We start from the raw sequence: 21,513 nt of genomic DNA, 5'->3' as shown, positions 1-21,513 counted from the left end.
GAACGAGATGTACCTGATCATGAGGGCTCTTTCGCCTCCTCTACAACCCACGTCAGCGCGTAAGGATGGTATTATGATGTAAAATTGCATCTATGGCGGATGCGTAGCGTAAACCTCGGTCCAGCAGCCGCTGTGCCAGGTCGAGGCGTGGCGCTCCGCGGGGGAGCACCCATGGAGGAGCGGTCGACTGCTGCTAAATCAGCAGTCGATCAGCAGTTGATGTTGCTGGGGGCGCAGCGGCGTCGCGGCGGCCTGCCCGGCGAGGTCCCTTGGCGCCGCGGGCTCCAGCGCGCGGCGGCGCGCGGTGCGGATCGTGCTCTCGCGCGCCTGACCCGGCGACTCACGGGCGAGGAGCTTCTCCATCGATGAACGTCTTCTGGTTTCTCCCGACGCACGGGGACGGCCGCTACCTTGGCACCGCCGAGGGCGCGCGCCCCGTCACGCTCCCTTATCTTCGTCAGATCGCGCAGGCCGCCGACGACCTCGGCTATCACGGCGTGCTGGTCCCCACCGGGCGATCGTGCGAGGACGCCTGGGCGGTCGCGTCGGCCATGATCCCGCTGACGCAGCGGCTTCGCTTCCTCGTCGCCGTGCGGCCGGGCGTCGTCTCGCCCACGTGGGCCGCCCGCATGGCGTCCACGGTCGATCGCCTGTCCGACGGCCGCCTGCTCGTCAACGTCGTGACCGGCGGCGATCCGGCCGAGTCCGAGGGGGACGGCGTCTTCCTGAAGCACGACGAGCGCTACGTCGTCACCGACGAGTTCCTCGGCATCTGGCGGCGCGTCATGGCCGGCGAGACGGTCGACTTCACGGGGCAGCACCTGCGCGTGAAGGGCGCGAAGATCCTCTTTCCGCCGCTCCAGGCGCCGCACCCGCCGCTCTACTTCGGGGGGTCGTCGCCCGCGGCGCACGCGCTCGCGGCGCGCCACGTCGACGTTTATCTGACCTGGGGAGAGCCTCCGGCCGCCGTGGCCGAGAAGATCGCGGACATGCGCCGCCGCGCGGCCGCGGAGCAGCGCACCGTGCGCTTCGGGATCCGCCTGCACGTCATCGTCCGCGAGACGGCCGAGGCGGCGTGGGCCGCCGCGAACGACCTGATCCGGCACCTCGACGACAGCACCATCGCCGCGGCGCAGCAGGCCTTCGGGCGCCTCGACTCCGAGGGGCAACGGCGCATGGCGGCGCTGCACAAGGGGCGGCGCGACGCCCTCGAGGTGAGCCCGAACCTCTGGGCCGGCGTCGGCCTCGTGCGCGGCGGCGCCGGGACGGCGCTCGTGGGCGACGCGGAGACGGTCGCGCGCCGCATGAAGGAGTACGCGGAGCTCGGGATCGAGACGTTCATCCTGTCGGGGTACCCGCACCTCGAAGAGGCCTATCGGGTCGCCGAGCTGCTCTTCCCGCGGCTCCCCGTCGAGCGGAGGACCGCAGGCGTCCGCCCGAACCTCACGGGGCCGTTCGGCGAGATCATCGCCAACGACATCGTCCCGCACCGATCGCAGAGCTGAGGCGGAAGGCCCCGCGCCGAGACGTCATTCGAGCTCCTCGGGGTCGGCGTCGTCGAGGGCGCGCCGTAGCAGATCGAGGTCGCTCATCGCCCTCTCGACGCACGACGCAAAGGCATCGAGGAGGGCCGGGTCGGGGCCCTCGATGAACGCGTTGCGCGGCCTGGCGGTCCGGGACGGGACCGCGGCGCCCCTGCGCGGTGGCTTCGTCCGGGAATCGGCGGGGCCGTCACGATTTCGTGAAGGGCGACCGGGCCTGGCCGCATCCAGTGAGCAGAAGAGGGTTCGATGAACCCGGTCCACGCAGGTCCCGCGGCCGGGGCTTGACGGCCCCGAAGCGTCTGGACCTTCCCCCGGGCCCGCTGCCTTCGAGGACTCCCTCGAAGGCGGCTCGGCCGATCGTCACGTCGTGAGCTCCGAGCCTGCGCGTGGGTTCGAGGTCTGGAGTCCTTGACTCCATGCACGCTCGCGTCCGGCACTGTCACGCGCTCTTTTCGACACCACAGAGGTACAATGCGCAACGTCTCGTTCACCCATCGCAGCGGGTTTCTTGCTCTCTTCCTCGCGCTCTCCGCGTGCGCCACCGCGACGGAGGGTGAGGCGGAGGAGGTCGAGTCGATCTCCGCCGTCCAGCAGCCGGCTGTCGTCGGCGGCTTCAAGGTCGCGGCGATCTTCATCCGATTCAAGAATCGCCCGGCTCCGACGTACACCCTCGATGACGTGCGGGACCGCCTGTTCAACAACGCGGATTCGGTCAACAACTTCTTCATCGAGGCCTCCTATGGGAAGATGCACCTGACAGGTCACAACAACCCCAATGGGGACTATTACGGCTGGTACACGATCAACGCGGATCCCGCAGACTGCGATCAGCTAGCGCACTACGCGGAGCTGGGTAGGGAAGCGGCCGCGAATTTGGGGGGCTACGTCGAGGCCAACTACGATAACACGATGCACTTTTTTAACGAGTTTCCGGCGGGCTGTGCCGGAGCTTATTCCGCGGGCTCCCAAACGTGGTTTCCCGGTCCCACCAACTCTGGCACCTATGCGCACGAGCTGGGACACAGCATGGGCCTGGGTCACGCCAATGTGCTGAATTGCGCCGACAGCGCTGGCAACTGGGTGTCGATGAGCACGAGCTGCGCGCAGCCCAATGTGCCTCCGTGCGCCAACCCCGGCCAGCTCAACGCGGGGAACACGAGCTGCGTCCAGGATATGGGAGACTCGTTCAGCTCGCTGGGTGGGGGGTACATGCACTACAGTGCTCCGGAGAAGGCGCTGTTCGGCTGGTTCGATCCGGAAAACACGGCGACCGTGAGCGCGAGCGGGCCGACCATCGTCAGCGTCGAGCCGATCGAGGAGCCTTCGGACGGCGTGCAGAGGCTCGTCATCCCCATCCCCGGCGGGGACGAGACGTACCAGGTTGAGTATCGTCAGCCGATCGGCTTCGACCTTTATCGTGTCGGCCCCGACAGGGACGATGGGTTCACGGCGAACGCGCCGGTCGCTCGCGGAATCCTCGTGCACCGAGGCCCGCTGGAGGGGAGCCCGACGGGCATCGTCAACATGACGCCCTCGTGGCCGATCATCGACTACGCTCATCTTCAGGCGGACGCCTCGCGCGAGGCGCTCCCCTGGGGTCATACGTTCGTCGATCGCGACGCGGATCTGGCCATCTCGTTGCTCGGGGTCTCGCCGTCCGAGGCGACGGTCAAGGTGACCCGCGGCACGGCGGCCGCGCCGATCCCCGCATGCGCCGACGCGCCCAGCCACTGGTACCTGAAGTGCGGCGCGACCGACACGACCTCGATGAACGCAGCGACCAAACTCACGGAGGACGACGGCGCTCTCGTGCTCACGTACCAGGTCAGCCAGAGCATCGCGACCCAGAATGGTGGAGACGTCTGCACGCTCGTCCAGACGCACACCGCCGGGCAGTGGGATCCGTGCACCCAGTACTGGGTGCCGGCCGGCGGCACGCAGGCGTCGGGCCAGACGAAGACCCTCTCGCCCGACCTCGCAGGGTTCCGCATCACCTATCCGGCGCCCGGGAACTACAAGGCGTCCCTCAGCGCCTCGGGCGCGCTCAGCGTGACGCCCGCTCCCTGATCGCGCTCTCGCCCCTCTCGGCGCTTCCGGCGGCCTCCGCTCAGGTCCGCTCGAGCTCGCCGCCGGAACAGCCCGCCTCAGGAGGTCAGCGAGGCCGAGCGCTCTCCGGGCTGACCGATGGCAACCCGCTCTCCTCCCGGCCGCTGCGTCGCGACGAACACCCCGAGCCCGACCACGAGCGTGGCGGCGACCCCGAGCACCGGGAAGTACTCCATCCACGTCGCCTCGGCGCCGTCGGGTCGCGGCCAGGCGATGTTCGCGATGAGCGCGACCCCCCAGGCCACGGCCGCGGCGTTCAGCGCGAGACCGGCGCGGCCTAGGGAGAACACCCCGGCCGGCGCCCCGGCGAGGCCCGGCCACCGGCGCAGCCGGCGGAGGAGCATCCCCGCCGTCACGACCAGGTACGAGAGGTTCACGAGGAGCACCGCCGTCTCCGTGATGAGCACGAACAGCTGCGCCTCGCCGTAGTTCACGACGAGCATGCCGCTCGCGAGCGCGCCGACAACGATCGCCGGGGCGACGGGCGTCTTCGTGCGCGGCGACACGCGCGACAGCGCCGGCGCGCACGGCAGCGCGCCGTCCCGCGCCATCGAGAAGGCCAGGCGCGAGGCGCCGGTCTGGATCGCCAGCGTGCAGACGCACACGGCCAGCGCCACGTCGACGAGGAAGACCTTGCCCAGCGCCGGGCCGAGCGCGCCGACGACCACATAGGCCAGGCCCTCCGTGGCCAGGCGGCCGTCGGTCAGGCTCGGCGCGGCCATCAGCGCCGCGACGAGGAGCAGCGCGCCGCCCACCCCGGAGGCCACGACGGCCTTCAGGATCGCCCGCGGGACGATCCGCCGGGGGTTCTGGGTCTCCTCGGCCAGCGAGCCAGCCGAGTCGAAGCCGTACAGCACGTACGCCGGCATCAGCGCGGCCGCGAGCAGGCCCGCCACCCCCGTGCCCAGCGACGACGGCGGGCCGTAGATGGGCTCCAGCACCACGCCCGGGCCGCGCACCGCGCTCAGGAACAGCGCCACGAGCAGCAGCGCGACGCCGCCGAGCTCCGCCATCACGCCGACGTCGTTGACCCAGGCCATCACCTTGACCCCGGCCATGTTGATCGCCGTCGTCAGCACGATGAGCCCCGCGCCGAGCAGCACGGCGTTCGCGGCGCCGTCGCGCGACGTGAGCGACGGGTCGCCTCCAAGGAGCTGGAACCCGCTCCAAATGCTCGGCAAGATCGCTTGCAGCGCGATGGCCGCCGCGGCGACGCTCACGACGTCGCCGACGAGCTTCAGCCAGCCCGCGAGCCACCCCGGCGCGCCGCCCCAGACGCGGCGGCCCCACGGGTACACCGAGCCGGCGACCGGGTAGCGCGAGCCCATCTCGGCGAGGTTGAGCGCGACGGCGAGCTGGCCGAGGAAGACGACCGGCCACGTCCAGAAGAACCGGGTCCCGCCGAAGGCGTACCCGATCACGAAGAGCTGGAAGACCGTCGTGAGGATCGAGACGTACGAGAAGCCCGCGGCGAAGGCGGACAGGCTGCCCAGGTCCCGCCGGAGCTCCTGGCGGTAGCCGAGGCGGGCGAGGTCCTCGGCGTCGCCGCGATCTTCCGCGGCCGGCGCAGAGGCCGGCGCGGCGGTCGAGATGGGGTCACGCATCGGCCGACACCCCCACGAGCGGCTGGCCCGCGCTGACCATCTGGCCCGGGCGGCAGCCGATCCAGCCGACCGCTCCGGCCACGTCGGCCACCACGGGGAACTCCATCTTCATCGCCTCGAGCACGGCCAGGCGCTGGCCCGCCTCGACGCGCTGCCCTTCGGCCACGTCGACCTTCCACACGCACGCGGTGAGCGGCGCCGTCACCGGCAGCACCCCGGCGGGGATGGCGTCGTCGGCGGCGGCCTGCGCGCCCTCGAGCCGGGCGCCCGCGCGGCGCACGCGGTCGAACTCGCCGTCCGCCTCCCAGCGGGCGCGCTCGGCGTCGAACGCCGCCCGCTGCCGCGCCTGCGCCGCGCGGATGGGCCCGGCGTTCTCGGCCAGGAAGCGGTGGTGCTCGCCCAGGTCGAACGTGGTCTCCTCGATGCGCACCTCGCCGCGCCCGGCCACCATGTCGGCGCGGAGCTCGAGCAGCTCCTCCGCCGACACGAGGTGGAAGCGGAGCTGGTCGAAGAAGCGCAGGAGCCAGGGCCGCTCGCGCGTGGTCTGCCGGAACGGCCGGTGGCGGCTCCAGACCGGCACCGTGCGGCCGAGGAACTGGTACCCGCCCGGCCCCTCCATGCCGTAGATGCACAGGTACGCGCCGCCGATGCCGACGGCGTTCTCGGGCGTCCACGTGCGCGCCGGGTTGTACTTGGTGGTGACCATCCGGTGGCGCGGATCGAGCGGCGTCGCGACCGGCGCGCCGAGGTACACGTCGCCGAGGCCGAGCACGAGGTAGCTCGCCGCGAGGAAGAGCTCCTGGACCGCCGCGATGTCGGGCAGCCCGTTGACCCGGCGGATGAACTCCAGGTTGCTCGGGCACCAGGGCGCGTCGTCGCGGACGGCGCGCATGTAGCGCTCGATCGCCTCGCGCGTCGCCGGGTCGTCCCAGCTGAGGGGCATGTGGACGACGCGGCTCGGGATCCGGACCTCGGCCTGGGCGGGCAGGTCGGCCTCGACCTCGCGGAGCAGGTCGAGGGCCTTGGCCACGGTGAGGCGCGCGCCGTCGACGTGCACCTGGAGGGAGCGGATGCCGGGCGTCAGGTCGACGACGCCGGGTAGGCGGAGCTCCTCGAGCCGCGCCATGAGCAGGTGCGCGCGCACGCGCAGGTCGATGTCGAGCACCGGCGGGCCGAACTCGACGAGCACGTAGCGATCGCCGCTCTGGCGGAAGACCACCGCGGGGCGGTCGTCGCGCGCCGGCACGCGCCCCAGCACGGGCTCGCCGCGCGGTCGCCGCGGCGCGGGCGCCACCGCAGCTTTCGCCGCGACCGTGGTTGGGCCGTTCGTGGCTGCGCCGTTCGTGGCTGCGCCGCGCAGGGCCACGAGCGCCTCGCACCGCTGCGCCAGCGCGTCGGCCTCCGCGGGCACGATCGACCGGAACCGCACCTTGTCCCCGGCGCTCAGCTGGCCGAGCTTCCACCGCTCGGCCGCAGCGACGGTGAGCGGACACACGAACCCGCCCAGGCTCGGGCCGTCGGGGCCGAGGATGACAGGCATGTCGCCGGTGAGGTCGACAGCGCCGATGCCGTAGGCGTTGTCGTGGAGGTTCGACGGGTGCAGCCCGGCCTCGCCGCCGTCGGTGCGCGCCCATTTCGGCGCGGGCCCGACGAGGCGGACGCCGGTGCGGGCCGAGTGGTAGTGGACCTCCCACTCGGCCTCGTAGAGCTGCTCGATCCCGTCGCGCGTGAGGAAGTCCGGCGCGCCGTGCGGGCCGTCGAGCACGGCGAGCTCCCAGGATCTGCGGATCTCCGGCCGGGCCTCGGGCGGCAGCGCGCCGGGGTCGAGGGAGGGGTCGACCTCCTCGCCGAGGCGCAGCACGTCGCCGGGGCGGAGCGGCCTGCCGGCGTGGCCGCCGAAGCCGCCGAGGGTGAACGTGGCGCGGCTGCCGAGGTGCGCCGGCACGTCGAAGCCGCCGCGGACGAGCAGGTAGGCGCGCGCGCCCGGCCCCCGCACCGGCCCGCAGGCCACGATGGCGCCCGGCGCGACCTCGACCGGTGTCCACGGCGCAACCTCGGTGCCGTTGACCAGCACGCGCATCGCGGCGCCCGCGGCGCACACGACGGCGTGCCGGTGGAAGACCAGCGTGGGTCCGTGCACCTCGCACTCGAGCCCCGCGGCGCCACCCAGGTTGCCCACGACGCGGTTGCCGAGCCGGAACGACAGGTCGTCCATCGGCCCGCTCGGCGGGACGCCGATCGACCACAGGCCGAGGCGCCCGGGCCAGTCCTGCACGGTCACCGCGCCCGGCGAGGCGGTCACCTCGATCGTCGGCGGGCGGAACGGCAGCGACGCGAACGTGCCCGTGTGGTGCCGGACGCCGCGGAAATCGGGGTGATCGAGCGCGACCGCGACCCACTCGCGGTTGGTCTCGATCCCGCCGATCCGGGTCTCCTCGACGGCGGCGCGCAGCGCCGCGACGGCCGCGGCCCGGTCCGCGCCGTGCACGAGGAGCTTGGCGAGCAGCGGATCGTAGAGCGCGGAGACCTCGGTGCCGGTCTCGACCCATCCGTCGACGCGCACCCGCACGCCCCCGCCCTCGGGAGTGCGAACCTCGGTGAGCAGGCCCGCGCTCGGCAGGAAGCCCCGCGCCGGGTCCTCGGCGTAGAGGCGGGCCTCGATCGCGTGGCCGCGGAGCGCCGGGTCGCCGCCGGCGAAGAACGCGGTGTCGCCCGCGGCGATGCGCAGCATCCACTCCACGAGGTCGACGCCGGCGCAGAGCTCGGTCACGCCGTGCTCGACCTGGAGGCGCGTGTTGACCTCGAGGAAGTAGTGCTCGGCGCGGGCCGGATCGACGAGGAACTCGACCGTACCCACGTTGCGGTAGGCGACCTTCGCGGCGAGGGCGCGGGCCGACTCCGCGAGGGCGGAGCGCAGCCGCGGCGGCAGGTCGGGCGCGGGCGCCTCCTCGAGGACCTTCTGGTTGCGGCGCTGGACCGAGCAGTCGCGATCGCCGAGGACGAGCACGTTCCCGCGGCCATCGCCGGCGATCTGGACCTCGACGTGCCGGGGCGCGGCGAGGAAGCGCTCGAGGAACACCTCGCCCGAGCCGAAGTTCGAGCGGGCGAGGCGCTGGACCCGCTCGAACGCGGCCGGGAGCTCCGCCGGCCCGTCGCAGCGGGCCATGCCGATGCCGCCGCCCCCGGCGCTCGCCTTGAGCAGCACGGGGTAGCCGATGGCCGCGGCCTCGGCGGCGGCGTGGTCCGCGTCCCGGAGCACGCCGGTGCCCGGCAGGAGCGGCACGCCCGCCTCGACGGCGATCTCCCGCGCCCGGTGCTTGCTCCCGAAGGCCTCCATCTGGCCCGGCGTCGGGCCGATGAAGACGATGCCCGCGTCCTCGACGGCGCGCGCAAAGCCCTCGGATTCGCTGAGGAAACCGTAACCTGGGTGGATCGCGTCGGCGCCGGCGCGGCGGGCTGCGTCGAGCACGGCGTCGATGCGGAGGTAGCTCTCGGCGGGGGTCTGGCCGCCGAGGCGGACGGCGTGGTCGGCGAGCCGCACGTGGAGGGCGGCGCGGTCGGCGTCGGAGAACACGGCGACCGACGCGACGCCGAGGCGCTTGAGGGTGCGGAGGATCCGGCACGCGATCTCGCCGCGGTTGGCGACGAGGACGCGGCGGAAGGGCGGGGCCATGGCGCTCATGGCCGCACCACCACCGCGCGGATCGGGGTCGGGTTGAACGCGTTGCAGGGGTTGTTGATCTGCGGGCAGTTCGAGACGAGCAGCAGCAGGTCGAGCTCGGCCCGGAGATCGACGTGCTTGCCGGGCGCGGAGAGGCCGTCGACGATGCCGAGGGTGCCGTCGGCCTCGACGGGCACGTTCATGAACCAGTTGATGTTGCCGACGAGGTCGCGCTTCCCGAGGCCGTAGGGCGCGGCGGCGAGGAGGAAGTTCTCGACGCAGGCGTGCTGGTGCTTGGTGTGGTGGCCGTAGCGGACGGTGTTCGACTCGCACGAGCAGGCGCCGCCCGAGGTGTCGTGGCGGCCGCAGCTGTCGTCGGTGACGGTCATCATCACGCGGCCGCGGTTGGAGCGGAGCCGCGCGCCTGTGGTGAGGAAGATGTTGCGCTGGGCGACGATCGTGTCGGCGGCGCTGTAGCGCTCGGCGGTGTCGGCGAGGACGTAGGCGAGGAAGTCGACGGCCTGGTTGCCCTCGAGGTCGATGACGCGGAGGATCTCGCCGGCGCGGACGATCCTGGCCCACGGCGCGCGGGCCGGGACGATCTCGTCGGAGACGAGGGCGCCGGACAGGCCGGCGAGGGCGGGGTCGCGCAGGGCGGCGACCGGCTTCCCGGGGGTGGCGGCGGGGCTCATCGCGCGCCTCCTGCCCGGAGGCCGAGCGCGAGCTCCTCGGCGGTGTTCTCGAAGGCGCGGCGCGCCTCGGGGGTGGCGTTGCGCACGGGGTCGTCGTCGGCGGCGGGGCGGCCGCGCCACGCGGTCAGGCGGACCTTGCCGGCGCGGTAGGTCGGGCGCGGGTCGAGGCGGTGCGGCACGACGGCGACGCTGACGAGGACGTCCTGCTCGGCGCGGAGCAGCACGTGGGCGCCCGGCCGGGAGGAGTCGGGCAGGAAGGTGATGGCGCCGTCGGCCTCGATGCGGACGCCCTTGAAGAGGTTGATGGCCGTGGGCAGATCCCGCTCGGCGAGGCCGTGCTTGGCGAGGGCGAGGAGGAGCCGCTCGCGGCCGGCGCGGAGGGCGCCGCCGTGGGCGTCGCTGCCATGGCGGGACTCGATCTCGGCAGGGAGCGAGGTGCCGCAGAAGGTGTCGTGGCGGCCCGCGGTGTCCTCGAGGAGGGAGGCGAGGACACGCCCCATGTCCGAGAGGAGCAGGTAGCCGGGGCCGGGATAGGCCTGCCACTGGAGCTTCACGGTGTCGGGGAGGCAGAGCCGCTCGATGGGGCGATCCGCGCGGTGGAGCACGAGGGCGACGCAGGTGTCGCCCTCGAGGTCGACGAACCGGAGCCGGCTGCCGACGGGGAGCGTGCGCGCCGCGTAACCGCCGGCGCCGAGGGTCTCCTCCCAGAGGACGTCGCGCGCTTCGACGCCCGCCGGCGGATCGCCGATCGACGTGCTCGGCACGGTGGGTCGCGTCTCGACGACGCTGCCTTCCTGAGCGCGCGCGTGCTCGCGCGCGGCGTACGTTGTGGCCGTTTCAGACATTGCCCGCCTCACTTTCGATAGACAATCGAAACTACGTGCCGACTATCCGGGGCCAGGGTTTCCAGGCTGTTTCGCGAGGGTAAAATGCAGGGCGCGAGCGCTTTTTCCCGGAAGCGGTGAATTTTCTCGGTGACGGTGTGGGTGGTGGATTGGGTGATGAAGAGCGGATGGCGCAGGGGGGCGAGCGCGGAGCCGATTGACGCGCGGGAGGGCGAGGCGGCATGAGGGCGCGACGGCGATCGCGCGGCTGCGTGATGGCCACCTCGGACGATGACGATGAAGACAGAGATGGCTCCTCCTCCGAAGATCGACGGCAGGCACAGCGCCGAAGGAAGGCAGCCGGCGGAAGGGGGGCAGAACGCCGGAGGCCAGCAGAAGGCCGAGGGGAGCCCGCGCCGCATGGGCCGGCCGCGCAAGGCGCCGCAGCGGAGCGATCTCGCGCCGCGGGAGCAGATTCTGCAGGTGGCGGGCCGGCTGTTCGCCGAGCGGGGGGTGGCCGAGGTGTCGATGCTGGAGGTCGCGCAGGCGGCGGGGCTCCGGCAGTCGTCGCTGTATTACTGGTTCCGGCGCAAGGAGCTGATCGTCGCGGAGATCCTGCAGCAGGTGAACCGCCTGCCGCTGTCGTACGCGCGGAGCCTCGAGGCGACCGGCGAGACGGCGGACGTGCAGCTATGGCGCTTCGTGCGCTTCGACGTGCAGACGGTGTGCGGGTTTCCGCTGGAGATCACGGAGATCCACCGGTTCAGCGAGCGGGATCCGGCGGCGTTCGCGACGTACTGGGCCGAGCGGCGCGCGCTGACCGAGGCCGTGGCCGCGATGGTGGGGCGCGGGATGGGGGAGGGGAGGTTCCGCGAGGTGGACGCCTACCTGTGCGCGCTGACGGTGCTGGCGCAGGACGAGAGCGTGCAGAACTGGTGCCGTCCCGAGGGAGGAGGGCGCGTGCATCCGCTCGCGGCCAGCGATCCCGCGGCGCTGGGCTACGGGCCGGAGCAGATCGCGGAGCTCGTGGCGGATCAGACGGTGGGCGGGCTGCTGGTGCGGCCGTCGAGGCTGGCGGCGCTCCGGAGGAAGGCAAGGGGAGCCGACCGAGGTTGAGGCGATCCGACCGAGGCGATCCGACCCGGCGATCCGACCCCGGCGATCCGACCCAGGTTGAGCGGAGCGGACCCGACCGAGGTTGAGGGGACCCAGGCGACCGACCCGGGTTGACCCAGCGGACCCGACCCAGGTTGAGCAGGCGACCCGACCCGGGTTGACCCAGCGGATCCGACCCAGGTTGAGCAGGCGACCCGGAGCGACCCAACCCGGGTTGGCGACCCGACCCAGGTTGAGATTGCCCGACCCAGGTTGGGGCCGCTGGGCGACCCGACCCAGGTTGAGGTAACCATCCAGGTTGAGATTGCCCGACCCAGGTTGGGATCGCCGGATTGCCCACCCGCCCAGGTTGAGGCGACCGAGGCGACCCGACCCAGGTTGGGATCGCCGCCGCAGGTTGGGATCGCCGTGGCGCTCAGAGCGGGTTGAAAGGCGCAAGCCCAGGGAGGTCCTTCGGCTTGCGCCCTGCGGCGCCGACCGCCGGGACCTCCTTGATCTTCTCGCGAGCACGCCCCGTGCCGTCATCCACGACGGTCCATTCATTCCAGAAGTGACCGTCGACGACGAACAGCTGCGGGTGATCGAACGGCGCCTCCTCGAACCGGACCCGCTCGTCCGTGAGCGTCGCCAGGAACGCCACGAGCGCCTTCTTCTCCTCTTCCGTCAGCCCGAGCGGCTGAATGTTCGGAGCGAGGTTCGTCCCGTTGGGCCCAAACCCGGTGGTGTCACCGCCCTCCCGTTCTCGCCGGCCACCGCCACGGTTGTAAAATTCGACGACTTGCCGCAGCGTCAGCGCGCCTCCGTTGTGAAAATAGGGGCCCGTCAGCTCGATGTTCCGGAGCGTCGGGACCTTGAAGGTGCCGTCGACCGCATCGCGCTCGCCCGACGCGATCGGCACCCCTGGTTCGACCTCGAACGACGCCGGGTTGATGCCGAATACGTCCGGGGCGCCCTCGCCCGCGGCGAGCAGCTTCCCTTGCCGCGCGAACGAGAACGGATGACCGAAGGGGTCGACCCCTCCGGCGCCGATGTCCTCCTCGGTCGGCCGAACGCCAATGTTGTAGTAACCCCTGTCGTACAGCGCGGCGCCGCCGTCCCCGACCGGCATTCGCGAGATCAATCCGCCCACCTGCTCCTCGCGCTGCAGGCGGGTGGCGGCGCTGGTGAACTCGGGGCCATGGTGGCAGTTGATGCACCTGCCCTTGCCCTGGAAGATCGCGAGCCCCGCGCGCTCCTCGTCGCTCAGGGCGGCGCTGTCCCCGTCGGCGAAGCGATCGAACCGGCTGTTGTCGGACACGAGCGTCGCCTCGTAGAGCTGGATGGCGAGGCCAAAGAAGAGCGAGAAGTTCGCTTCCACGAGCGACCGATCGCCGACGCGCTGATCCGACCGCCAGTACGCGTCCACGAAGGCCTCTTCGACGAGCTCTCCATAGGACGGAGCGAGCCCTTTTCCGCTCGAATCGCGGAGCTCGCCGAGGATGCTGTCCGTGGGGTCCACGATCTGGCCAGCGAGCGGCCTGCGCGGCAAGAGCTTCGCGGCGACGTCAGCGTACGTCCTCCCCTCACACGACATCTCGAAGGCGTTGATCGGCGGGCCCACGGCCTGAGACGCGAGGCTCGAGTTCTCCAGGTCGACCCTCTCGCGGACCAGGACGCCGTCGCGCACGGCGTGGACGGCGGCGTCCGGATCTCGCCTGCCGAACGGGTTCACTCCGTTGAAATGGTTGCTCGCGCGTCCGTCCCAGAAGTTGCGGAAGTTGAACACCGCGTTGATGACGGTGGGCGTCTGCCGCGGCTCGACGCGCCGCACGTTCACCCCTTGCACCTGGAAGACGTCCGGCAGCAGCGTGCAGTCGTCCTTCTCGCTCTCGGGCACGATGCCGTTGAATCGAGCGTGGAACACCCCCTGTGAAGAGATGACGTCGTCGGCATCCGCGGGGAAGTCGCGGCGAAAAGTCCAGTCGCTCGCCACGAGCGCGTAGTTCGGTCCGCCCTTCCCGTCCGACCGCGTGGCTTCGAACCGCGTGCGCCGCTCGGGATCCTGGTTGTTGATACCCGGGTTGATCTGGTTTCTCTTGCGGTGGTCGACGCCGGCGTGGAAGTGGCACGTCGCGCACGCCACGCCGTCGCTGCCGACCTGCATGTCCCAGAACAGCGCCTTTCCGAGGGCCACGGCCGTCTCCCTGCTCTTGACGTACCGGGACAGGTCGCGCGGCTCCGGGACGGCGACGCCTCGGAGCGAGCCGAGGGATGGCGGCGGAGTGGCTGGCGCGGGCGTCGCGCCGTCGTCCGGCGGATCCGCCGGCGGGTCACCGCTCCCGGGCGTGACCGGCGACGAGGACCCGCCGTCCCCGAGCGACGAAGGCCCGCCGCCACCGAGCGACGATGAGCCGCCGTTCCCGAGCGACGAAGCCCCGCCGTCCCCGAGCGACGAAGCCCCGCCGTCCCCGAGCGACGAAGACGGTCCGGGCCTCCCGCATCCCGAGCACGGAGGCTCGCGTCCCTCGGGCCAGCATCCGGCGGTTGACGATAGACCCATCAGGACGACGAGGATCCACGCCCCGATCTCGCCCGTGCGCGGGTCTACAGAACGAGCTCTAACCATCACGAGGAAGCCTCCTTCGCTGCTGCGCGAGTGAATGACAGGCGGCGCGAGCCAGCGTCCTCGCGGGACTCCGCGGGTCGCCGGCATGGTCGTCCGTCCTGCGATGAGCGGATGTCGCGAGCGCCGACGCTCGACGGGGTTCCGCCCGGCATCGTTCGAGTCTCTTCAAGCCATCCGAACTTCAGAAAGACAGCGCGTGTCCAGGGCGCGCATCGACGCCTCGTCCTGTCTCGTCTCGGCCGGGCGTCTCCCCGTGTCGCGAGCGCATCGGCTCGCGCGGGGGATTCGAGGGAGAAGACGACCTCTGTCGAGGACCTGACGAAGTGGGATGAAGGGACAGGACATATCCCTTCCTCTTGCCGTCACCGCGCCGAGCAGGCGCGGCCGTGTGCGTCGCCGAAACCCTGACTCATCCACCGAGTTCGGGCAATGTCGTCGATGAGGAAGCGCGGGAGTGAGCCGATCGAGCGCGGATCGCCTGGTGAACGAGGCGAATGCGAGAGAGCTAGACTCTGGTCTTCGAGGAGGCCTCGAAGGAACGGAAAGCGCGCAGCGGGAGCTTCGCTGTCCGCGCCCGAGGCGACGTGGCGCCGCGCGACCGACCCGGGCGGAGCGCCCCCGTCCTCGACGGCGCCCCTCGGCGGGCTCCCCGCGTCAAGGCGCCTGGATCTTCTGCTTCACCCAGCGCCCCGACTCGGTCAGCTGGCCATCCGACCACGGGCCGCTGGCGCTCGCGCCGGGCCTGAGCGCGGCGCAGGACTCGGCCTTGTCGACGATCGACCAGTTGAGCCAGCTGATGCTGTTGCTGGCCATGAAGTCGAGCCACCGCTGCGCCTCGGCGAGATCCAGCGCGCCGTCCCCGCTGGAGGAGCAGGTGCCCCACTCGGTGACGAACAGCGCGAGGCCCGCGGACAGCGCGGTCCTCGCCTTGGCGCGCAGCCCGTCCTTGTGCGTCGAGGCATAGAAGTGGAGCGTGTAGGCGATGTTGTCGTAGCTCGTGATCGGGTTGTTGGCGGCGACGTCCACGTCCTGCGACCAGTTCGGCGACCCGACGATCACGAGGTTGTCCGAGCCGGCGCCGCGGATCTCCCGGATCACCTCCTCGGCATACGCCTTCACCTGCGCCCAGGTCTCGGAGTCGGGCTCGTTGAACACCTCGAAGATCACGGCGGGCTCATCGCCGTACTCCGTCGCCATCTCCCGGAAGAAGCGCTTCGCAGCCTCCTTGTTCCGGGGCTGGACCGCGTCGTGATCGTGCCAGTCGATGAGCACGTAGATGCCTCTGGCGATGGCGGCGTCGACGATCGCCTTGACCTTCCGCTTCTCCGCGTCCGGGTTGTTGACGTAGCCGAGCCCCGATGTGTTGGCGGTCATCGCGGCGCGGACGACGGTCGCATCCCAGTCGTTCGCGAGCGTGTTGACGGCGGACGCGTTGTAGAACTTCTCTCCCTCCCAGACGCTCCAGAACATGCTCATGCCCTTGAGCTGGAGCTCTTCGCCGTGCTCGTCGACGACGCGGTTGCCCATCACCCTCAGGCGGCCGTGCCGCTCCACCGGCGTCCTCGCGAGGGGGCCCGTGCCGGTCGAGGTGGTCGAGCTCATGCCGCTCGAGGTGGTGGTCACGCTCGACGTCGAGGCATCGCCGCCACCCATGCCGCCGCCCGAGGACGCGGAGGTCGAGGTCACGCTCGACGTCGAGGCATCGCCGCCACCCATGCCGCCGCCCGAGGACGCGGAGGTCGAGGTCACGCTCGACGTCGAGGCATCGCCGCCACCCATGCCGCCGCCCGAGGACGCGGAGGTCGAGGTCACGCTCGATGTCGAGGCGCCGCCGCCCGAGGACGCCGACGTGGACGCCACGGTCGACACGTCGCCGCCGCTGCCCGAGGACGCCGCGGTCGACGTGTCGGCGCCGCCTGTGCCGCCGGCGCCGCTCGCGGACGCCGCGGTCGACGCGCCGTCGCCTCCTGCGCTGCCGCCGGCGCCGCCCGCGCCGCCGGCGCCGCTCGAGGACGCCGCGGTCGACGCGCCGTCGCCTCCTGCGCTGCTGCCGACGCCGCCCGTGCCGCCCCCCTCGTCTCCGCCGCCCGAGGACGCCGCTGTCGAGCCGCCGCCGCCCGAGGATGCCGACGTGGACGCCACGGTCGACGCGCTGCCGCTGACCGAGGACGCCGACGTCGACGCATCGCCGCCGCCGGATGCCGAGTCTTCCGAAGAGCCCTCGCACCCGAGCAACACCATCGCCGGCAACGCAAGATGCAGAAAGGCGCGCGTCCACCTGGACCCGGTGAACAGCCCAGGGGTCAATTCATGGCTCATTGTATTCTCCAAGGAAGGCGTCTCGCACGATGCGCCTGCTCCGAGCGCGGGCATCAAGCGAGGATATCGACGAAGAAGGCGGCCCCCTGCATAGCAGGTCCGGCGCGACGGGTGAAGGCGAAAGTGGGAGAGTGATCGCGTCCTTGGCTCCTGGGCGCGCTATTCCTCGCGCTATTCCTCGCGCGATCGCGCGAGGAATAGCGCGCCCCTCGGCGCCTGATGGCGCGAGCGACCGACGGCCCTCGCCACGCGCGCCGGAGGATCTCGTCCCGCGCGCTCTCCAGCCCGCGCTCTCCAGCCCGCGCTCTCCGGGAGCGACCGACCCAGGTTGACCGGAGGCAGGCGCGGCGCGGTGTCCGCCGGGACCCGCGGCGGCCTGTCGCCGACGGCTGACCGCATCCCGGTAAGCAGCTCCAGCTCCCACCACGTCCCTCGAAGCTCGCCTCGCAGAGGCTCGACAGGAGGGTGGTTCTGTGTCTGAGCGGCGTCCGAGCATCGCGCTGCCGCGCCAGCTCCTCCGATGTCAGGCCTCGGTACCGAAGTACCGATCGCCGAAGTCGCCGATGCCTGGCATCATGTAGGCGTTCTCGTTCAGCCCCTCTTCGATGGATGAGGTGACGATCTTCACATCCGGGTAACGCTCGGTGACGGCGGCAATCCCTTCGAGGACCGCGATCAGGTTGACGAAGATGATGTTCGCCTCCGCGACGCCTCGGTCCAAGAGGACCTGGATGGCGGCGAGCGCCGTCCCTCCGGTGGCCAGCATCGGATCCAGCAGCAGGACGTGGCACCGCGCTATATCGCGGGGGAGAGACGAATAGTAAAGGCGCGGGAGCTTCGTCGTCTTGTCCCTCTGGATGAGGATCTTGCCGATGCGAACCGACCTGCAGACGGCGCGCAGCTCCGCCTCCATGCTCTCGCCTGCACGCGCGATGGAAACCCCGCAGAGCTGCGAGGCAAAGCGCCGGCCCTCGTACCTTCTGCCCACGGGCGTCTCTACCTCGCACGGCTCGAAGGGGAGAAGACCCAGGCCTGTTTCAATCAGCAGGCGGATGATCCTCCCCGAGTAAAAGACGAAATCCTCCCGGCGCGCGCCACGGTCGCGGATGATCGTGTGCAGCGCCCGCAGCTGATTCGTCTGAGGCAGCAGGTGTAGATTATCAATTTCGAGATGATTCCGGGTCTGCAACTTTCGCGCGGTTGACATGCTCGCGATCCTCCCAACGCTTGAATTCACTCCGTCGGCGGCTCTTCGAAAGACTCGGGCAGCTCCGGGGTCGTGGTGAAGCACGCGGCCGCGGCGCGGTAGATCGAGCGACCACCGGTCCTCTTCCACACCCGATGCAGCACGTACACCAACTTGGGGTTGTGCTCCTCTTCCTCTTCGATCGCTCGCGCGATGATCTGCCCCCAGCCCTCGCCCTCCAGCGGCTGCCCGGCGGAGTCGGTCGCGTCCTCGTACGTCACATGCAGCCTGGCCAGCGTGGACCTCTTCGGAAGGTCCGCGCGAGAGAAGAGGATGCAGAGCATACCTATCCAGAAGCACTTGACCACATACCTCCCCTGGTCCGCCGGAAGGCGGCGGGCGATCTGCTCCATCGCGTGCAGCGACGTGATGAGATGAAGGAGGACGAAGTCGCCAGGCTCGGCCAGGTACAGCAGGGTCACCACGTGAAAGAGCTGCTCCCAGCTCGTGGAGACGTCCTGGTCGTCGATCCAGGCCGGGGCTTCGTAGATCAGCGGGTGCCCTTCGGCAAGCAGCCTGGCGATCCGATACTGAAGCCCCGAGCGCGAGAGCTCGGGGTGTATCCCCAGAGCCGCGCCGGTTTCGGTGTCGGCGACCAGCGTCTCCACCCAGCGATGAAGCTCGTCGCGATCGTCGTCCCACGCCCCCGCGACGCGGAGCAACGAGTCGACCGCCCGCTCTCCCCTCGCGCCGCCGGCCGGAGCCGTGACCGCCCTCTCCGGATGGCACGAGACGTACGAGAACGCCATGTACGCCAGGCCTTCTATCGCCATCCGGCGGTGGTTCGCGTCGAGCGCCCACCCCAGGTGGATCGTGGCATGCGTGAAGGCGCCGACCCAGCCGGGCAGCAGCGCTGGTAAATAGCGTTTCAGCAGCCCGTCGATGCCCAGGAGCTCCTCTTGCTGGTCCAGGAACTCGCAATATGCAGAGAAGCTGGTTCGCTTCCCGAGGAGGCTATCCCAGTTGGACGCCGAGATGGCATGCTTCGACGCCCTGGGCGCTTCCAGGCCGTACCCATAGGGCGTCAGCCTCGCGTAATTGTCGTAGTATGCCTTGATCTTCGTCGGCGGCGCTCCGAGCCCGGCCAGCGCGACAACCGCGTGCTTTGCATGGTTCGTGAGGTGGCCGTTGAATTCGATGTGGTAGGTCCGGTCGTCCAGCAGCTCATTGATCAACTGCGAGTTTGTCATCACGATCTGTCCTGGTGACGAGGCGAACGCGCCACCCTGGTCATGTGAACGCCCAGGAGCACGAGGACGACGCCGAGGCATCGGGGCGCCGTGGGGGGCACGCCCTGGCTCTGGTAGTCTATCAACACAGCGGAGATCATCTGTCCGCTGATCACGAGAAGGAGGGCGTTCATCGCGCCGAGCCTGGGAAATACGTAGCTGTTCACGGCCACGAAGAACGCCCCGAAGAGCCCGCCGAGGTAGGCCGCGAGCGGCGGCGCGACGGGGGCGCCGAACCCCCAGCCGCCCATGACGGAGAGGACCGCCGTCAGGAACAGGAACCCGAGGACGTGATTCCAGAGGGATGCCTTGAAGGGGCCGAGCCGCTCGCTGAGCTGCCCGTTCATCGCGCGGCTCATGCCGATGAGCACGCCGTTGAGGAGCGCGAGCAATATATAGAGGGCCATCGCTCAGCCTCGTCCAAAGATGATGAGCCCGCTGCCCACCAGAACGAGCAGCGCCACGAGGAAATCTGCGGCGACGATGCGCCTCTTCGGGGTGCGGAGCAGCCCGAAGTGATCCAGCACGATTCCGAAGAGCACCTGCCCAACGAGCATGAGGGCAATGGTGCCCGAGAGCGTGAGGCCGCTGTTCACCGTGATCGCCGCCAGCACCACGGTGAGCGCGCCCGGGATGCCACCCAGATAGAACCAGAGCGGCGCCTTCCCCCGCTGCTCCTCGTCTCCACCTCGGGGGCGAGACAGCCGCGAGTGGAGCACGACGAGGATGAACGCCGCTGCGGCCCCTAGCCCATGCGCCGCCCAGGACGCGAAGAGCGGCGTGGTGTGTCTCGCCAGGAGGCTGTTGGTGTTGATCATCAACGCGAGGAGGAGCCCCCCCCCGACCGCCAGCAACCAATCTGTGGAACGTCCGCTCATGGGCATCAGCACCGTTCAATTCGACGACAGCGCCGCTCGCAGGCACGTCAGCACGTCTTCGAACGTGTCGGCCATCCAGGTCGGGCCGGACGAGGTCAGCTCCTGCACGCCATGCACGCCGTAGGTCACCGCGACGGAGCGCATGCCGGCGGCCCTGGCCATGAGCACGTCGTGCGTCGTATCTCCCACCATCACCGCGCGCCCGGCCGGGACCCCCAATGCCTGCATGATCAGCCGCCCCATCTCGGGATCCGGCTTCGGCCGCGTCACCTGGTCGGCGCCGACGACAAGGTCGAACTGGCCACGGAGCCCGGCCGCCTCCAGCAGCGCAGCGGCGCTCGCCGAGAACTTGCTGGTCGCCACGGCCAGGGCCACTCCATCATCGCGCAGCGCCTGCAGGCCCTCCGCGACCCCAGGAAACAGCATCGAGCGCGCCTTCGGTAGGATGACCTCGCGGAACGAGACCTGGTACCAGCGGATGGCCTCGGCCACCCGCGCGTCATGCCGCGGGACGCCCATCAGCAGGCTGAACGCCTGCTCGAGCGGGAGCCCGATGGTCGCCCGCGTGGCGGAGGCATCCCGTGCCCGGAGGCCCATCGCCGCGAAGGCCGCCGAGAACGTCTCCACGATCGCGCGGGGGGAGTCGATGAGCGTTCCGTCCAGATCGAAGATGGCTGCGCGGCTCATCGTATCTTCCTTAAGGATGGAGACCATCATGAGCCTTTCCTCCGGCGGTATAGCGCGTGCGCGGCCGCGAGGCGACCGGCCACCTCCGCTGTGCTCACGAGGACTGCCATGTTTGCCTGGGCGGACCTCCCCTCGGTCGCCTCGTCGACGGCGCGCATGAGGTATTTGGTGAGCGCATTGCCGCGGATTCCGTCCCCTTCCGCGGCGGCCGTCGCCCTCGTCAATGCCGCGTCGACCTCTCGGCCGTCGATGGCGTCCTCCGCCCTGACGGGGCTGGTGATCAAGACGGAGCTCTGGTTGCCCAGGGCCCAGTGGCTCTCGACGGCGCGGGCGATCGCCTCCTCATCATCCAGCCTGTGAGGGCTGCGGATCCCGCTGGAAGCGCAGTAGAAGGCCGGGAAATCGTCGGACCTGTAGGCGATCAAGGGCACGCAGTGCGTCTCGAGGTACTCCATGGTCAAGGCCAGATCGAGAATGCTCTTCGCCCCTGCGCAAACGACCGCGACCTTCGATCGGGTGAGCTGGATCAGATCGGAGGAGATGTCCATCGTCCGCTCCGCGCCGCGGTGCACGCCTCCGATGCCCGCCGAAGCGAAGAACGGGATGCTCGCCAGCTCCGCCGCGACCAGCGAGGACGCGACGGTCGTGGCGCCCATCCCGCCCTTCGCCAGGATGACGGACATATCTCGGCTGCTGACCTTGGGGATGCTCGGCGTCGCGCCGAAGCGTTCCATGTCCGCCGCCGTCATGCCGATCATGAGCCGACCGCCGTCGATGCCGATCGTCGCCGGAACGGCGCCGGCGGCCCGGACGGCTTGCTCTACCCTCCTGGCGGTGGCGACGTTCTCCGGATAGCGCAAGCCGTGCGTGATAACGTTGGACTCCAGCGCCACCACCGGTGCGCCGTCCCGGATGGCGTCGGAGACCTCCTCGCTGAGCGAGAGCGGTACGTTGGTGTGTCGATTGGGGCTCATTGTGATCGCTACGCTCGCAGCAGAGAGG

Annotated in this window: 17 protein-coding genes; 4 read left to right on the top strand and 13 right to left on the bottom strand. The window is 70.5% G+C overall.

The window, feature by feature from the left end:
• Positions 1–198: 198 nt before the first annotated feature.
• Entirely contained in the window at positions 199–363 is a 165-nt protein-coding gene (locus tag WME95_RS27405; protein WP_437902331.1) for a hypothetical protein, read from the bottom strand.
• Positions 364–365: 2 nt separating this feature from the next.
• On the opposite strand from WME95_RS27405, the gene ssuD reads away from it, so the two are divergent.
• On the top strand, positions 366–1,505 hold the full coding sequence (ssuD, locus tag WME95_RS27400) for an FMNH2-dependent alkanesulfonate monooxygenase (protein WP_437902330.1): 1,140 nt from the start codon (positions 366–368) through the stop codon (positions 1,503–1,505).
• 510 nt (positions 1,506–2,015) lie between these two features.
• The gene (locus WME95_RS27395) at positions 2,016–3,611 is read left to right on the top strand and encodes a hypothetical protein (RefSeq protein ID WP_437902329.1); all 1,596 of its coding nucleotides are present in this window, start codon (positions 2,016–2,018) and stop codon (positions 3,609–3,611) included.
• Positions 3,612–3,688: 77 nt separating this feature from the next.
• On the opposite strand, the gene WME95_RS27390 is transcribed toward WME95_RS27395, so the two are convergent.
• From WME95_RS27390 to WME95_RS27375, 4 genes are read right to left on the bottom strand one after another with little or no spacing between them, the layout of a single operon-like run.
• Positions 3,689–5,254 carry an APC family permease gene (locus tag WME95_RS27390; RefSeq protein WP_437902328.1) on the bottom strand — a complete coding sequence of 522 codons (1,566 nt, stop codon included), beginning with the start codon at positions 5,252–5,254 and terminating at the stop codon, positions 3,689–3,691.
• Entirely contained in the window at positions 5,247–8,936 is a 3,690-nt protein-coding gene (uca, locus tag WME95_RS27385) for an urea carboxylase (RefSeq protein WP_437902327.1), read from the bottom strand. Before uca ends, WME95_RS27390 begins: the two co-directional genes overlap by 8 nt.
• Positions 8,933–9,607: an urea amidolyase associated protein UAAP2 gene (locus WME95_RS27380; protein WP_437322925.1), complete on the bottom strand. Its 675-nt coding sequence runs from the start codon at positions 9,605–9,607 to the stop codon at positions 8,933–8,935. The genes uca and WME95_RS27380 overlap by 4 nt, the downstream gene beginning before the upstream one ends.
• On the bottom strand, positions 9,604–10,452 hold the full coding sequence (locus WME95_RS27375) for an urea amidolyase associated protein UAAP1 (RefSeq protein ID WP_437902326.1): 849 nt from the start codon (positions 10,450–10,452) through the stop codon (positions 9,604–9,606). Before WME95_RS27375 ends, WME95_RS27380 begins: the two co-directional genes overlap by 4 nt.
• 276 nt (positions 10,453–10,728) lie before the next feature.
• On the opposite strand from WME95_RS27375, the gene WME95_RS27370 reads away from it, so the two are divergent.
• Positions 10,729–11,547: a TetR/AcrR family transcriptional regulator gene (locus tag WME95_RS27370; RefSeq protein WP_437902325.1), complete on the top strand. Its 819-nt coding sequence runs from the start codon at positions 10,729–10,731 to the stop codon at positions 11,545–11,547.
• A gap of 415 nt (positions 11,548–11,962) precedes the next feature.
• Here the strand turns inward: WME95_RS27370 and WME95_RS27365 are convergent, their stop codons facing one another.
• Entirely contained in the window at positions 11,963–13,720 is a 1,758-nt protein-coding gene (locus tag WME95_RS27365) for a cytochrome-c peroxidase (RefSeq protein WP_437902324.1), read from the bottom strand.
• Between the two features lie 1,086 nt (positions 13,721–14,806).
• Positions 14,807–15,754, bottom strand: a complete 948-nt coding sequence (locus WME95_RS27360; RefSeq protein WP_437902323.1) for a glycoside hydrolase family 5 protein — start codon at positions 15,752–15,754, stop codon at positions 14,807–14,809.
• Between WME95_RS27360 and WME95_RS27355 the strand changes: the two genes are divergently transcribed.
• Complete coding sequence (locus WME95_RS27355) at positions 15,729–16,565, top strand: hypothetical protein (RefSeq protein WP_437902322.1); 837 nt, start codon at positions 15,729–15,731, stop codon at positions 16,563–16,565. The two genes, WME95_RS27360 and WME95_RS27355, sit on opposite strands and share 26 nt — an antisense overlap.
• Before the next feature lie 429 nt (positions 16,566–16,994).
• Here WME95_RS27355 and upp read toward each other — a convergent pair whose 3' ends face one another.
• Genes upp through WME95_RS27325 form a run of 6 tightly spaced genes read right to left on the bottom strand, consistent with a single transcriptional unit; the run spans position 16,995 to position 21,485 of the window.
• A complete protein-coding gene (gene upp / locus WME95_RS27350) occupies positions 16,995–17,678 on the bottom strand; it encodes a uracil phosphoribosyltransferase (RefSeq protein WP_437902321.1) in 684 nt (227 codons plus the stop codon).
• Between the two features lie 26 nt (positions 17,679–17,704).
• Positions 17,705–18,907, bottom strand: a complete 1,203-nt coding sequence (locus tag WME95_RS27345) for a questin oxidase family protein (protein WP_437902320.1) — start codon at positions 18,905–18,907, stop codon at positions 17,705–17,707.
• Positions 18,907–19,353, bottom strand: a complete 447-nt coding sequence (locus tag WME95_RS27340; RefSeq protein WP_437902319.1) for a DMT family transporter — start codon at positions 19,351–19,353, stop codon at positions 18,907–18,909. The genes WME95_RS27345 and WME95_RS27340 overlap by 1 nt, the downstream gene beginning before the upstream one ends.
• 3 nt (positions 19,354–19,356) lie before the next feature.
• Positions 19,357–19,830: a DMT family transporter gene (locus tag WME95_RS27335; protein ID WP_437902318.1), complete on the bottom strand. Its 474-nt coding sequence runs from the start codon at positions 19,828–19,830 to the stop codon at positions 19,357–19,359.
• Positions 19,831–19,839: 9 nt separating this feature from the next.
• The gene (locus WME95_RS27330) at positions 19,840–20,511 is read right to left on the bottom strand and encodes an HAD family hydrolase (protein ID WP_437902317.1); all 672 of its coding nucleotides are present in this window, start codon (positions 20,509–20,511) and stop codon (positions 19,840–19,842) included.
• A 26-nt stretch (positions 20,512–20,537) separates the two neighbouring features.
• Positions 20,538–21,485 carry a pseudouridine-5'-phosphate glycosidase gene (locus WME95_RS27325; protein WP_437902316.1) on the bottom strand — a complete coding sequence of 316 codons (948 nt, stop codon included), beginning with the start codon at positions 21,483–21,485 and terminating at the stop codon, positions 20,538–20,540.
• Between the last annotated feature and the right edge of the window lie 28 nt (positions 21,486–21,513).

The sequence above is a fragment of the Sorangium sp. So ce327 genome (assembly GCF_051530205.1).
GTDB lineage: Bacteria > Myxococcota_A > Polyangia > Polyangiales > Polyangiaceae > Sorangium > Sorangium cellulosum_B.
Note: the sequence above shows the minus strand (reverse complement) of the source record. Positions and strands in the feature narration are given on the sequence as shown.

Coding starts and splice junctions, on each gene's coding strand:
- WME95_RS27405 (WP_437902331.1), bottom strand. CDS start 363: ATGGAGAAGCTCCTCGCCCGTGAGTCGCCGGGTCAGGCGCGCGAGAGC.
- ssuD (WP_437902330.1), top strand. CDS start 366: ATGAACGTCTTCTGGTTTCTCCCGACGCACGGGGACGGCCGCTACCTT.
- WME95_RS27395 (WP_437902329.1), top strand. CDS start 2,016: ATGCGCAACGTCTCGTTCACCCATCGCAGCGGGTTTCTTGCTCTCTTC.
- WME95_RS27390 (WP_437902328.1), bottom strand. CDS start 5,254: ATGCGTGACCCCATCTCGACCGCCGCGCCGGCCTCTGCGCCGGCCGCG.
- uca (WP_437902327.1), bottom strand. CDS start 8,936: ATGAGCGCCATGGCCCCGCCCTTCCGCCGCGTCCTCGTCGCCAACCGC.
- WME95_RS27380 (WP_437322925.1), bottom strand. CDS start 9,607: ATGAGCCCCGCCGCCACCCCCGGGAAGCCGGTCGCCGCCCTGCGCGAC.
- WME95_RS27375 (WP_437902326.1), bottom strand. CDS start 10,452: ATGTCTGAAACGGCCACAACGTACGCCGCGCGCGAGCACGCGCGCGCT.
- WME95_RS27370 (WP_437902325.1), top strand. CDS start 10,729: ATGAAGACAGAGATGGCTCCTCCTCCGAAGATCGACGGCAGGCACAGC.
- WME95_RS27360 (WP_437902323.1), bottom strand. CDS start 15,754: ATGAGCTCGACCACCTCGACCGGCACGGGCCCCCTCGCGAGGACGCCG.
- upp (WP_437902321.1), bottom strand. CDS start 17,678: ATGTCAACCGCGCGAAAGTTGCAGACCCGGAATCATCTCGAAATTGAT.
- WME95_RS27345 (WP_437902320.1), bottom strand. CDS start 18,907: ATGACAAACTCGCAGTTGATCAATGAGCTGCTGGACGACCGGACCTAC.
- WME95_RS27340 (WP_437902319.1), bottom strand. CDS start 19,353: ATGGCCCTCTATATATTGCTCGCGCTCCTCAACGGCGTGCTCATCGGC.
- WME95_RS27335 (WP_437902318.1), bottom strand. CDS start 19,830: ATGCCCATGAGCGGACGTTCCACAGATTGGTTGCTGGCGGTCGGGGGG.
- WME95_RS27330 (WP_437902317.1), bottom strand. CDS start 20,511: ATGAGCCGCGCAGCCATCTTCGATCTGGACGGAACGCTCATCGACTCC.
- WME95_RS27325 (WP_437902316.1), bottom strand. CDS start 21,485: ATGAGCCCCAATCGACACACCAACGTACCGCTCTCGCTCAGCGAGGAG.